The organism is Pseudomonas fluorescens (assembly GCF_001623525.1).
Taxonomy (GTDB): domain Bacteria; phylum Pseudomonadota; class Gammaproteobacteria; order Pseudomonadales; family Pseudomonadaceae; genus Aquipseudomonas; species Aquipseudomonas fluorescens_Q.
Genome location: NZ_CP015225.1, coordinates 6,058,738 through 6,071,444, shown reverse-complemented (window position 1 = coordinate 6,071,444; position 12,707 = coordinate 6,058,738). Strand labels below are relative to the sequence as shown.

The window sequence follows — 12,707 nt, the reverse complement described above, 5'->3', positions numbered from 1 at the left end:
GTCAGCTCTTTCAGAGGCGGTAGTTGCGTTCGCAGCCAGCTTACTGGCCGAACGAGTCAGCGCATCCGCTTCAAGGGCGCAGCGTGTCAATCAACTCAGCAAGCCATGGCTCGGCGTCGGTTTCCGGCGTGACGCTCTCGCTGGCATCCAGACGCAGCATCGGCAGCACCTCACGTACGCCCAATTCGACGAACAGCTCGCACATCTGCTCGCCACCGGCGCAGAAGGTATCCCCATAGCTGGCGTCGCCCAGGCCGATCACCGCGCCAGGCAAACCGCGAAAGAACCCGGGCAACTGGTCGCGGATGACCGAATACAACGGCATCAAATTGTCCGGCAACTCACCCATGCCGGTCGTGGAAGTCACTGCCAGCACGGCCTGCGGTGCGAATGCCTGCACATCCGCCAGGGTCGCACGAGGGTCGTGCCAGGATTCAAAGCCTGCCTCGCGAAGCAGTTTGGCGGCGTGCCGGGCGACTTCTTCGGCGGTGCCATACACTGAGCCGGAAAGAATGGCGACTTTCATCGATCTGATCCTGAACCTGAAAAAAGAGCCAGGATAGTAACAGTTGCACCTGTCAGGCTGCGAATGGCTCTCAACGGCCCTAATGGCCAGTGGACAGCCTATCGATTTCTTTTAGAATGCTGCTTCTACAAGGATGTTCAAAGGGTTCTCCCCATGATCAACGCTCAACTGATGCAACTGGTCATCAATGCTTCGAACGATGGGATTGTCATCGCCGAAAAAGAAGGTGAAGACAATATCCTGATCTACGTGAACCCGGCCTTCGAACGATTGACCGGTTATCACCGCGACGAAATCCTTTATCAGGATTGCCGGTTCCTGCAATCGGGTGATCGGGACCAGCCCTCGCTGGAGCCCATTCGCAAAGCCTTGAAAGAGGGCGGTACCTGTCGTGAGGTGCTGCGCAACTACCGCAAGGACGGCACGCCGTTCTGGAATGAGTTGTCACTGTCCACGGTAAAAAACCAGGCTGACGGGCATACCTATTTCGTGGGTGTGCAAAAAGACGTCACGACCCAGGTCAAGGCTCAACAACGCGTCGCCCAGCTGGAAAAGGAGCTGGCCGAAGCGCGGCAGACAATTGCCCGACTCGAAGCGACGGACGGTTCAAACAAAACCACGAATTAATGGTCAGTCACTACAATCACCAGTGAACACGTAAATTATCATTTCGAGCAGATCATGCAGCGCGATGCCCTCCTGACGCAGGATGAACTGGATTTCATCCGGACCATGCAACACAACCCGCAGTTGAACGAGCGGGATGTCACGTCGAGCTTGCTGGTAAACGGTGGGTCGCAGATCCGTGACTTGCTGACACGTCTGGCGGCAAATGAGCAGGTTACGCTGCAAGCCAATTTCGAAAACCAGCAAATGACCTTTCCGCTGCATCTGGTGGAAGACGAATTCCACGCGATGCACCTGCGCTTGGGTGTGCCAAGCATCTACGAGGACGGACCGAAGATACGCCCATGGCGCCTGGCGCTCGAAGAGCCGGTGGCGCTGGAAAACATCAAGGGTCAGCCGGGACCGCTGTGGGTCCACGAAGTCTCCTGCAAAGGCGTATTGCTGGAAAACCGCAGTCGGACCAAACCGCCGAAGCAGTTTGCCTTATGGTTCAGCCCATCAGGCTACGAGAGAATTTCGCTGCGAGGCACCTTCGAACGGGAAACCGATCGCGGCCTGTTTGCCTACCACTTGAGCCAGAATGACCAGGACGAGACGGAGCGCCTGCGCCAGTACATCCTGCAGCAACATCGCCTGACCCATCCGACCATGCACCTCTAGTGCCCTGTTTCGCCAATACGTTTCTTTTTGACGAGTAGCTGTTGTCGTCAGGCAAGACGCCGCGACGAGTCATAGCCCGACGCAGCATGACGGCAACAGACGCCGTCAAAAAGCAACAGTACTGGTGATACAGGACACACCATTCAGGTATCCAGGTTGCCTGCCAGAAATTGACGCAGGCGCTGGCGCATCACTGCCCCCTCATTCCCCAGGCAACCGACCGACGATCCAACCAGGCTCTCCTGTGCCAGATCGGATGCATCACCGGCCAGCATCAAAGGACAATCCAGGCTCATCGCCAATTTGCCCAGGCGCTTGGGCAAGTCTGGCGCCGGCGCGTGATTGGAAACCAGCACCAATGCCACCGGCTGGATCTTCTGGCACACCAGGGTCAGCTCCTCGAACGGCAGGCCGATCGACAACAGCCTGACGCCCACTTCCGCCTTGGACAGGAAAAGCCCCGTGACCAGCAACTCCAGTTCATGGCAATGATCGGCAATCGCGCAGACCAGGACACGCGGCGACGTACCTTCGCGCTTGAACAAGAGCCGCTGGATGATGCGCGAACGCAGGAAACCATCAAGAAACACCCATTCGCTGGCTTGCCCAAACGTCTGCTGGCGTTGCAGTAGTTGTCGCCAAAGCGGCATCAGGATGTCCTGGAAGACGATCGGCACGGTATAGGTGGAAAAGATCTGGCCGTAGACACGATCAAGCTCCACATCGTCAAAGTTGCTAACCGCGTCCGCCACCTGTTGTTGCCAGTGGGCATGATCGGCCCTGACCAGATCGGATGAAATCAGCGTGGAGACCGGTTGCACCGACTCGGTCTTCGCCAGGATCTTTCCCACTTTGCTGACGGCCACCCCGCGCTCGATCCAAGCCAGGATGCTGCGCACCTTTTCAATATCGCCCAACGAGTACAGGCGATGCCCGCTTTCGGTGCGGGTGGGTTGGATCAAACCGTAGCGCCGCTCCCAGGCTCGCAGGGTCACGGGGTTAACGCCGGTCATGCGCGCGACTTCGCGAATGGGAAACAGGTCTTCCCGTTTCAAGGCGCCTGATGCCTGGAAAACGAAGCCATCCTCTGTGATTACACTCATTTTGGCAGACAATTCCGGCTGGGAAATTGGATCCTAGTTTACCCCTCCCAGGACATGTCATGACAAGGACAAACGTACTCGATGTGCGTTTTTGTTGTTTTACGCACAATCAGGAATAATCCTTGCCTGTTTTTTGGCGACCAGACGCTGCCCACCACCCCGGGGGCGTCCCCCGCGAACCTCCTACCCGGAGTGCCGCGCCTGTCTTACGGAGATGCATAATGTCTACCTCACCCGTCACCCTGATGGTTGCCCGCCGCGTCGCCCATGGACGCTATCAGGATCTGATCGCCTGGTTGCGCGAAGGCGAACAACTGGCAACCGATTTTCCCGGCTACCTGGGCTCAGGCGTGCTCGCGCCACCGCCCCAGGACGATGAATTCCAGATCATCTTCCGTTTTGCCGACGAGCAGACGCTGTACGCCTGGGAACACTCTGCCTCCCGCACGGCCTGGCTGGGACGGGGCAGCGATCTGTTTGCCCATCCCTCCGAACACCGCGTGCGTGGCATCGATGGCTGGTTCGGCGCGGTCGGTCAGCGTCCGCCACGCTGGAAACAGGCCGTGGCCATCTGGCTGGCGTTTTTTCCCGTCTCGCTGTTGTTCAATTTCCTGTTGGGGCCGCTGCTGGGCGAACTGGGCCTGTTGAGCCGCGTGTTTATCAGTACGCTGATCCTGACGCCACTGATGGTCTACCTGTTTATTCCGATGTCGACCCATCTGCTGGCGAACTGGCTCAACGGCGCGCCACAGCGGACGTTGCCGGCTACGCAGAATCATTGATGTCGCCAGCTTCATGGGCGACAAAAAACCTGTGGGAGCGAGCTTGCTCGCGATGAGGCCGGTACATCCACACCAGGTATTGCCTATGAGTGCGCTATCGCGAGCAAGCTCGCTCCCGCAGGGGAACTCTGGATTCAACTTTGTACATAGGAGGCGCCCCGCGTCGCTGTTATAGTTTTGCTCTAGCCGTGAACCGAGCCGTCCTATGTCCAGCGCCACCGCTCCGATCCTGATCACTGGCGCAGCCCAGCGCGTCGGCCTGCATTGTGCCCGGCGATTGCTGGAAGACGGGCAACCGGTGATCGCGACCTACCGGACCGAACGTCCAGGCGTGCAAACGTTGCGGGACCTGGGCGCGGTCATGCTGTTTGCCGACTTCTCCAGCGAAGCGGGGATCCTGGCCTTTATCGAGCAACTCAAGCAGCACACCGACCGGCTGCGGGCCATCGTACACAACGCCTCGGCCTGGCTGGCCGAGGGCCCGGGCTGCGAAGCCGCGGCCTTCAAGGCCATGTTCGGCGTGCACATGCTGGCGCCTTACCTGATCAACCTGCACGGCGCCGAGCTACTGCGGCGTTCAACCCCGGCGGATATCGTGCACATCAGCGATGATGTGACCCGCAAGGGCAGCGCCCGGCATATCGCCTATTGCGCCACCAAGGCCGGCCTGGAAAGCTTGACCCTGTCGTTCGCGGCCAAGTTCGCCCCGGCGATCAAGGTCAACGGCATCGCCCCGGCCCTGCTACTGTTCAACCCCGAAGACGACGCGGCTTACCGCGCCAAGGCCCTGGCCAAGTCCGCACTGGGCATCGAACCCGGCAGCGAAGTGATCTACCAGAGCCTGCGTTATCTGCTGGACAACCCTTATGTCACCGGCACGACCCTGACCGTCAACGGCGGGCGGCACGTCAAATAGCCTTGTTTCGAGGATGCACCATGACGCTATCCCTGCCCCAGAACTACCGCGAGATCCTCATCGGCCTGGGGGAAAACCCCGAACGCGAGGGTCTGCTCGATACCCCGGTCCGTGCCGCCAAGGCCATGCAGTACCTCTGCCATGGTTATGAACAAAGCGTCGAGCAGATCGTCAACGGCGCGCTGTTCACCTCTGACAGCGATGAAATGGTGATCGTCGCCGACATCGAACTCTATTCACTCTGCGAACATCACCTGTTGCCCTTCATCGGCAAGGCCCATGTGGCTTATATTCCTACGGGCAAGGTCCTGGGGCTGTCGAAGATCGCCCGATTGGTGGACATGTTCGCCCGCCGCCTGCAAATCCAGGAGAACCTGACCCGGCAAATCGCCGACGCGGTGCAGCAGGTCACCCAGGCCGCCGGCGTGGCGGTGGTGATCGAAGCCCAGCACATGTGCATGATGATGCGCGGTGTCGAAAAACAGAACTCGACCATGAACACCTCGGTGATGCTCGGCGTCTTTCGCGATTCCAGCACCACGCGCCAGGAGTTCCTGCAATTGATTCGACGGAGCAAGTAAATGCCACAACTTCAGCCAGCCATGGCACGCATCAAGGTCAAGGACCTGCGCCTGCGCACCTTCATCGGCATCAACGAAGATGAAATCCTCAACAAACAGGATGTGTTGATCAACCTGACCATCCTCTACGCCGCCCAGGAAGCAGTACGCGACAACGACATCGACCACGCGCTGAACTACCGCACCATCACCAAGGCGATCATCGCCCACGTGGAAGGCAACCGCTTCGCCCTGCTCGAACGCCTGACCCAGGAATTGCTCGACCTGGTCATGACCAACGAGTCGGTGCAATACGCCGAAGTCGAAGTCGACAAACCCCACGCCTTGCGATTTGCCGAGTCGGTGTCGATCACGCTTGCGGCAAGTCGGGCTACTTCGTAGCAGCTGCAAGCCTCAAGCGGTAAGCTTCAAGCCTGACCACCGCAAATCCAAACTTGCAGCTTGAAGCTCGCCCCTTGAAGCTGCCTCGCAGAGATCCCCATGAACGACCAACAACGCCTCGAACTCGAAGCCGCCGCTTTCCGTCGGCTGGTTGCCCACCTGGACAGCCGCAAGGATGTGCAGAACATCGACCTGATGAACCTCGCCGGCTTCTGCCGCAACTGCCTGTCCAAGTGGTACAAGGCCGCCGCCGATGAACGCCAGATCGAGGTCAGCCTCGATGACGCCCGCGAAGTGGTCTACGGCATGCCGTACGCCGAGTGGAAAGCCCAATACCAGAAAGAAGCCAGCGCCGAACAACAAGCGGCGTTCGCCAAAGGAAAACCCGATGCCTGATCTCAATACCCTGCGTACCCGTCTTAAAAGCGGCGAACATGCCTTCGCCGACACCCTGGCCTTTATCGCCGCCGGTTACGACTACCAGCCCCAGGCCTTCAACAACGGTGGCGTGCAAAACGCCGCGGGGCAGAACGAAGGATCCTGCAAGACGCTGGGCCTGGCGCTGCTTGAGGGCTTGAGCGATGAAGAAGCGCTGCTGGCGTTTGGCGAACACTACCGTTCGGTGCTGGCCACGCCTGACGGCAACGATCACGGTAATATCCGCGCGCTGATGACCCATGGGTTGGCCGGGGTGAAGTTCGAGGCGCCGCCGCTGCAACGGCGCTGATCGCCCCTTCCATTACGACGAGGCCCGCTGTTGTGGCGAGGGAGCTTGCTCCCGCTGGGCTGCGCAGCAGACCCAAACAGTCAAACTCAATTTGCCTGACACACCGCGTTGCCAGGTTTGGGGGGCCGCTTCGCGCCCCAGCGGGAGCAAGCTCCCTCGCCACAGGCTGAGTCCAAGTGAGCGGCGCCTCACCACATCCCGACTTTTAAGATTGACCCGGCAACTTTATTTCGTTTGCCGGGCCCCTCTGCTCGCGGCTTAGATAACGGAAATTTCTCCATCGTCCGGGCCGTCATCCATGAGCAGCGAAACCATCAGCCAATCGATCTCCATCGTGCATCCCGTCAGCCTCAGCCACGGCAAGAATGCCGAGGTCTGGGACGCCGACGGTAAACGCTACATCGATTTCGTCGGCGGCATCGGTGTGTTGAACCTCGGCCATTGCCATCCGCGCATCGTCGAGGCGATCCGTGAACAGGCCACCCGGTTGACCCATTACGCATTCAATGCCGCCCCCCATACGCCGTACATTGAATTGATGGAACGGCTGGCGGCGTTCGTCCCGGTGGATTATCCGGTCAGCGGTATGCTCACCAACAGCGGCGCCGAGGCAGCAGAGAACGCCTTGAAGATCGTACGCGGCGCCACGGGCCGTACCGCCGTGATTGCGTTTGATGGCGCCTTTCACGGCCGCACCCTGGCGACCCTCAACCTCAACGGCAAGGTCGCGCCTTACAAGCAGAAAGTCGGCGTACTGCCCGGGCCGGTGTATCACCTGCCGTACCCCAGCAAGGACAACGGCGTCACTCGCGAAGAAGCCTTGAGGGCCATGGAGCGGCTGTTCAGCGTCGAAATCGACGTGAATGACGTGGCCTGTTTCATTGTCGAACCGGTGCAGGGCGAAGCCGGCTTCCTGGCGATGGATGTGCTCTTCGCCCAGGCCCTGCGGCAGTTCTGCGACGACAAGGGCATTGTACTGATCGTCGATGAGATCCAGTCCGGCTTCGGCCGCACCGGCCAGCGCTTTGCCTTCTCACGGCTCGGCATCGAGCCTGACTTGGTCCTGCTCGGTAAAAGCATTGCCGGCGGCGTGCCCTTGGGCGCGGTGGTGGGACGCAAGGCGCTGCTGGACAACCTGCCCAAGGGCGGCTTGGGCGGCACCTACTCGGGCAACCCCATCGCCTGCGCCGCCGCCCTGGCGACCCTGGATGAAATGACCGACGCCAACCTGCATGCCTGGGGCTCGCAACAGGAGGAGGCGATCGTCAGCCGCTACCAATCCTGGCGCAACCGTGGGCTGACGCCCTACCTGGGCCGCCTGACCGGCGTCGGCGCGATGCGCGGCATCGAGCTGACCCACGCCGACGGCACCCCGGCTTCGGCACAATTGACGCAACTGCTGGCCCTGGCGCGGGAATCGGGCTTGTTGCTGATGCCCAGTGGCAAGTCGCGACACATCGTGCGGCTGCTGGCGCCATTGACGACCGAGCCGAACGTGTTGGAGGAAGGCTTGGATATTCTGGAGGCGTGCCTGGCGAAGCTGGTCTAGACATCCCCACTCACCCTGTGGGAGCCGAGCTTGCTCGCGATGACGGCGGCACATTCAAAAATGACTGCACATGACCCACCGCGATCGCGAGCAAGCTCAGCTCCCACAGGAGACCACTGATAAACATCCCCCCATTAAAAAACCGGCCGAAGCCGGTTTTTTAATGCCTGATGGATCAGAACGAAGCGTTCTGCAGGCCATCCAGGTAGCGCTCGGTGTCCAGGGCTGCCATGCAACCGGCACCGGCCGAGGTGATCGCCTGGCGGTAGACGTGGTCGGCCACGTCTCCGGCCGCGAAGATACCTTCGACGCTGGTGGCGGTGGCATTGCCGTCGCGGCCGCCCTTGACCACCAGGTAGCCGTCCTTGAGTTCCAGCTGGCCTTCGAACAGCGAGGTGTTCGGGGTATGGCCGATGGCGATGAAGACACCGTCAACCTTGATCTCGTCGAAGCTGCCGTCGTTGTTCTTCAGGCGGGCACCGGTCACGCCCATGTTGTCACCCAGCACTTCGTCCAGGGTCGCGTTGAGCTTGAGAATGATCTTGCCTTCGGCGACGCGGGCATTGAGCTTGTCGATCAGGATCTTCTCGGCGCGGAAAGTCTCGCGACGGTGGATCAGGGTGACCGTGCTGGCGATGTTGGCCAGGTACAGTGCTTCCTCGACCGCAGTGTTGCCACCACCGACCACCGCCACAGGCTTGTTGCGGTAGAAGAAACCGTCGCAAGTGGCGCAGGCGGAAACACCTTTGCCCATGAAGGTTTCTTCCGACGGCAGGCCCAGGTAACGAGCGCTGGCACCGGTGGCAATGATCAAGGCATCGCAGGTGTAGGTCGCGCTGTCGCCAGTCAGGGTGTATGGCTTGGCGGCGAAGTCCACGGCATTGATGTGGTCGAAAACGATCTCGGTCTCGAAGCGCTCGGCGTGTTCCTTCATGCGCTCCATCAAGGCCGGGCCGGTCAGGCCATGGACATCGCCCGGCCAGTTATCGACTTCGGTGGTGGTGGTCAATTGACCGCCGGCCTGCATGCCGGTGATCAGCAGTGGCTTGAGGTTGGCGCGGGCCGCATAAACCGCAGCGCTGTAACCGGCAGGGCCGGAACCGAGAATAATCACTCGCGAATGACGCACTTCAGACATGACCTGCTCCTGTTGACCGGACCTTGCGGGCCGGAACGCCGGGTGAGCGGCGTGAATAAAAAGGACCGTTGACGCACTTGGGGAAGGCTTGGGTTCGACAGTCCTGGAAAAGAATGGGTGCAGCGTATCGAGGGAGCGAAGATTAAGGAAATACGGATTAACAATCCAGCTCATAGGTGAGCTCTATCCCCAGCGGCCCTTTCAATAGGCGCCTTCGCCTCAAGAAACGTTGTTACACGCCATGTCGCCGCTTTCCCGGGCGGGGCAAAGCCGGTAAGGTCGGCGCGTTCACCTTCGCTCGGAGCCACCTATGCCCGCCCCCGTCCTGTCCGGCCCGCAATATTTGCGAGAGGGCCTCAAGCTGGTCTTGAGCCCGGGCCTGCGCTTGTTTGTACTCTTGCCCCTGGCGATAAACCTGGTGCTGTTCGTCGGATTGATTTACCTGGCCGGCCACCAGTTCAGCCTGTGGGTCGATACGCTGATGCCGTCGCTACCGGACTGGCTCAGTTTCCTCAGCTATGTCCTCTGGCCCCTGTTCGTGGTGCTCGTCGTGCTGATGGTGTTCTTCACCTTCACCATGCTCGCCAACGTCATCGCCGCCCCGTTCAACGGCTTTCTCGCGGAAAAAGTCGAAGTGGTCATCCGTGGCACCGACGACTTCCCTGCCTTCAGTTGGGCCGAGTTGATTGCCATGATCCCGCGGACCCTCGGGCGGGAAGCGCGCAAGCTTGGCTATTTCCTGCCCCGCGCCCTGGGGTTGTTCGTGCTGTCGTTCATCCCCGTGGTCAACCTGGTGGCGGCACCGCTGTGGCTGCTGTTCGGCGTGTGGATGATGGCGATCCAGTACATCGACTACCCGGCGGACAACCACAAGCTGGGCTGGAACGAAATGCTCGCCTGGCTGCGGGAAAAGCGCTGGCAGAGCCTGGGCTTTGGCGGCAGCGTGTACCTGGTGTTGCTGATCCCGGTGGTGAACATCCTGATGATGCCGGCAGCGGTGGCCGGCGCGACGTTGTTCTGGGTCCGTGAGCAAGGTGCCGAGACCGCGTTGGCCCGCCAGGGCTGAGCCCGTCACAAATCCATCATCCTGGCGTCACAATGACGAAATGGCCCCGGTCGACACTGGGGTCATGACCACACCTCTGCACATTACCCTGATCACCGAAACCTTCCCGCCGGAAATCAATGGCGTGGCCAATACCCTGGGCCGCCTGTACGACGGCCTGCTCGCCCGCGGGCATCAAGTCGAGCTGATACGACCGCGCCAGGTCGACGACCAACGCCAGGCCAGTGACGAGCAGTTGCTGCTGTGCCGGGGCTGGCCGCTGCCGGGCTATCCGGGTTTGCAGTGGGGCCAGGCGTCGATGCACAAACTGCTCAGACGCTGGAAACGCCATCGTCCGGACGTGCTGTACATCGCCACGGAAGGCCCCCTGGGTCTGTCGGCCCTGCGCGCAGCCCGACGCCTGGGTATCTCGGTGGTCAGCGGCTTCCACACCAACTTCCAGCAATACACCCAGCAGTACGGCCTTGGGCTGTTGAGTCGCGTACTCACCCATTACCTGCGCTGGTTCCACAACCGCTCCAGCCTGACCCTGGTGCCCAGCCTCAGCCAGCGCCTGGAACTGGAGCGACGACATTTCGAGCGCGTGGCGTTGTTGTCCCGCGGCGTGGACAGTCAACTGTTTCACCCGGTCAAGCGCTCGTCGAGCCTGCGCCAAGCGTGGGGCCTGGACGACGATGACATCGCCGTGCTCCATGTCGGACGCTTGGCACCGGAAAAAAACCTGGGGCTGCTCAAGCGCAGTTTCGACACGCTGTGCAGCGCTTTCCCGGGGCGACGGATGGAGCTGGTGGTGGTCGGCGACGGCCCGCAGCGGTCCGAGCTGGAACAGGAATTGCCCGAGGCGATCTTTTGCGGCTCGCAACGCGGCGAGGCGCTGGCCAGCCACTATGCGTCCGGGGATGTGTTTGTCTTTCCGAGCCTGACCGAAACCTTCGGCAACGTGGTGCTGGAGGCGCTGGCGTCCGGGCTGGGCGTGGTGGCCTATGACCAGGCCGCCGCCGCGCAGCACATTCGCCATGGGTACAACGGTGTGCTGGCAATGCCGGGGGATGAAGAAGCGTTCTGTGAGGGGGCCCGTTGGCTGCTGGAAGAGCGCGAGGCCTTGCGTTGCGTGAGGCTCAATGCGCGCCAACATGCCAGTCGCCAAGGTTGGGCGGCGGTGATCGAGCAATTCGAGGCGCAGTTGCGTGGGGTTTGTGTCGGCGAATCAGTGATACCCGCTGCGCCGACAGTGCGCTGAGTCTTCGGCGATATTGAGATCGCCATCGCGAGCAAGCTCGCTCCCACAGGGGATCTTTGTCGAACACCAGACTCATGCTCGCTGAAGATTAAATGTGGGAGCGAGCTTGCTCGCAATAGCGTCAGATCAGGCGCCGCTTAAACCAGGGTCATCAACGCCTCGCGACTGAACGGCAGGATCTCCTGCTCCCGTCCTTCGCGCACTTTTTGTGCCCAGTCCGGATCCACCAGCAGCGCACGCCCCACCGCCACCAGGTCGAACTCCTCGTTATTCAGGCGCTCCAGCAATTTCTCCAGGCTGGCCGGTTGCGCGACTTTGTCGGTGTTGACCATGAACTGCAGAAACTCGCCGTCCAGGCCGACGCTGCCGACGGTAATGGTGGGCTTGCCGGTGAGCTTGCGGGTCCAGCCGGCCAGGTTCAGCTCGGAGCCTTCGAACTCCGGCTCCCAGAAGCGCCGTGTCGAGCAGTGGAAAATATCCACGCCCGCCTCGGACAATGGCTTGAGGAATTCGCCCAAGGCTTCAGGGGTTTGCACCAGACGCGCGGTGTAGTCCTGCTGTTTCCATTGGGAGAAGCGGAAAATGATCGGGAAACCCTCGCCCACCGCCGCGCGCACGGCACGAATCAATTCGATCGCAAAGCGCGAACGGTTGGCCAGGCTGCCGCCGTAACCGTCGGTGCGCTGGTTGCTGCCTTCCCAGAAGAACTGGTCCACCAGGTAGCCGTGGGCGCCGTGGATTTCCACCCCGTCCATGCCGATGCTTTGAGCGTCTTTTGCCGCCTGGGCGAACGCGGCGATAACCTCGTCAATGTCCGCCTGGGTCATGCCGTGGACCACCACCTGGCCGTCCTTGAGCTTTTCGCTCGGGCCATAGCCCGGCACGCTGGCGTCCGGCTCGGTGCCGATGCGTCGCACACTGCCCACATGCCACAGCTGTGGAACGATCTTGCCGCCTTCGGCGTGTACCGCATCAACCACTTTTTTCCAGCCGGCCAACGCGGCGTCACCATAGAAATGCGGCACGTTCGGGTAGCCGTTGGAAGCCTTGTGCCCCACCGTCGTGCCCTCGGTGATGATCAGGCCAACCCCGGCCGCCGCACGACGACGGTAATACTCGATCACCTTGCTGTTCGGCACGCCGCCCGGCGAAAAGGAACGGGTCATCGGCGCCATCACCACGCGGGTCGGCAGCTCGAGCGTGCCGAGGTGGAAGGGTTTGAACAGGGCTTTTACAGGCATGGGGGCACTCCACGGGACAAGGTCGCAGGTCGATATGACGGCGATAATATGTGCCGTGCCGAGTGCTGGGTAGCACTATTGATTGGAATGATTAAGGATTAAAAGGGAGCCGAGCGGATCGCGATTGGGTGGACTGACCCGACCGCGCAGCCGGATGCAAAACCTGTGGC

At 61.0% G+C, this 12,707-nt stretch carries 15 protein-coding genes; 11 read left to right on the top strand and 4 right to left on the bottom strand.

Features of this window, described 5'->3' with window-relative positions; genetic code table 11:
• Positions 1-70: 70 nt before the first annotated feature.
• On the bottom strand, positions 71-526 hold the full coding sequence (locus TK06_RS26350; RefSeq protein ID WP_063324429.1) for a flavodoxin: 456 nt from the start codon (positions 524-526) through the stop codon (positions 71-73).
• Positions 527-679: 153 nt separating this feature from the next.
• On the opposite strand from TK06_RS26350, the gene TK06_RS26345 reads away from it, so the two are divergent.
• A complete protein-coding gene (locus TK06_RS26345; RefSeq protein WP_063324428.1) occupies positions 680-1,153 on the top strand; it encodes a PAS domain-containing protein in 474 nt (157 codons plus the stop codon).
• A gap of 54 nt (positions 1,154-1,207) precedes the next feature.
• A complete protein-coding gene (locus tag TK06_RS26340; protein WP_063324427.1) occupies positions 1,208-1,813 on the top strand; it encodes a hypothetical protein in 606 nt (201 codons plus the stop codon).
• Between the two features lie 143 nt (positions 1,814-1,956).
• Here TK06_RS26340 and TK06_RS26335 read toward each other — a convergent pair whose 3' ends face one another.
• The gene (locus TK06_RS26335) at positions 1,957-2,916 is read right to left on the bottom strand and encodes a MerR family transcriptional regulator (RefSeq protein ID WP_063324426.1); all 960 of its coding nucleotides are present in this window, start codon (positions 2,914-2,916) and stop codon (positions 1,957-1,959) included.
• Positions 2,917-3,137: 221 nt separating this feature from the next.
• Between TK06_RS26335 and TK06_RS26330 the strand changes: the two genes are divergently transcribed.
• From TK06_RS26330 to TK06_RS26300, 7 genes are all read left to right on the top strand, one after another.
• Positions 3,138-3,698 carry an antibiotic biosynthesis monooxygenase gene (locus tag TK06_RS26330; protein WP_063324425.1) on the top strand — a complete coding sequence of 187 codons (561 nt, stop codon included), beginning with the start codon at positions 3,138-3,140 and terminating at the stop codon, positions 3,696-3,698.
• Between the two features lie 205 nt (positions 3,699-3,903).
• Complete coding sequence (folM, locus tag TK06_RS26325; protein WP_063324424.1) at positions 3,904-4,614, top strand: dihydromonapterin reductase; 711 nt, start codon at positions 3,904-3,906, stop codon at positions 4,612-4,614.
• Positions 4,615-4,634: 20 nt separating this feature from the next.
• Positions 4,635-5,195, top strand: coding sequence for a GTP cyclohydrolase I FolE (gene folE / locus TK06_RS26320; RefSeq protein ID WP_063324423.1), 561 nt, complete (start codon positions 4,635-4,637; stop codon positions 5,193-5,195).
• Positions 5,196-5,576: a dihydroneopterin triphosphate 2'-epimerase gene (folX, locus tag TK06_RS26315; protein WP_063324422.1), complete on the top strand. Its 381-nt coding sequence runs from the start codon at positions 5,196-5,198 to the stop codon at positions 5,574-5,576. It abuts the gene before it with no gap.
• Between the two features lie 99 nt (positions 5,577-5,675).
• Entirely contained in the window at positions 5,676-5,972 is a 297-nt protein-coding gene (locus TK06_RS26310; RefSeq protein ID WP_063324421.1) for a DUF1244 domain-containing protein, read from the top strand.
• Entirely contained in the window at positions 5,965-6,303 is a 339-nt protein-coding gene (locus TK06_RS26305) for a HopJ type III effector protein (RefSeq protein ID WP_063324420.1), read from the top strand. The genes TK06_RS26310 and TK06_RS26305 overlap by 8 nt, the downstream gene beginning before the upstream one ends.
• A gap of 298 nt (positions 6,304-6,601) precedes the next feature.
• A complete protein-coding gene (locus TK06_RS26300; RefSeq protein WP_063324419.1) occupies positions 6,602-7,852 on the top strand; it encodes a 2-aminoadipate transaminase in 1,251 nt (416 codons plus the stop codon).
• 175 nt (positions 7,853-8,027) lie between these two features.
• Here the strand turns inward: TK06_RS26300 and trxB are convergent, their stop codons facing one another.
• Positions 8,028-8,990 (bottom strand): thioredoxin-disulfide reductase, encoded by a 963-nt coding sequence (gene trxB, locus TK06_RS26295; RefSeq protein ID WP_030139882.1) that lies wholly within the window; start codon positions 8,988-8,990, stop codon positions 8,028-8,030.
• Positions 8,991-9,300: 310 nt separating this feature from the next.
• On the opposite strand from trxB, the gene cysZ reads away from it, so the two are divergent.
• Both cysZ and TK06_RS26285 read left to right on the top strand, forming a co-directional pair.
• Positions 9,301-10,056: a sulfate transporter CysZ gene (cysZ, locus tag TK06_RS26290; protein ID WP_063324418.1), complete on the top strand. Its 756-nt coding sequence runs from the start codon at positions 9,301-9,303 to the stop codon at positions 10,054-10,056.
• A 40-nt stretch (positions 10,057-10,096) separates the two neighbouring features.
• Positions 10,097-11,296, top strand: coding sequence for a glycosyltransferase family 4 protein (locus TK06_RS26285; RefSeq protein ID WP_063324417.1), 1,200 nt, complete (start codon positions 10,097-10,099; stop codon positions 11,294-11,296).
• 137 nt (positions 11,297-11,433) lie between these two features.
• Here TK06_RS26285 and TK06_RS26280 read toward each other — a convergent pair whose 3' ends face one another.
• On the bottom strand, positions 11,434-12,537 hold the full coding sequence (locus tag TK06_RS26280) for an NADH:flavin oxidoreductase (RefSeq protein WP_063324416.1): 1,104 nt from the start codon (positions 12,535-12,537) through the stop codon (positions 11,434-11,436).
• Positions 12,538-12,707: the final 170 nt, after the last annotated feature.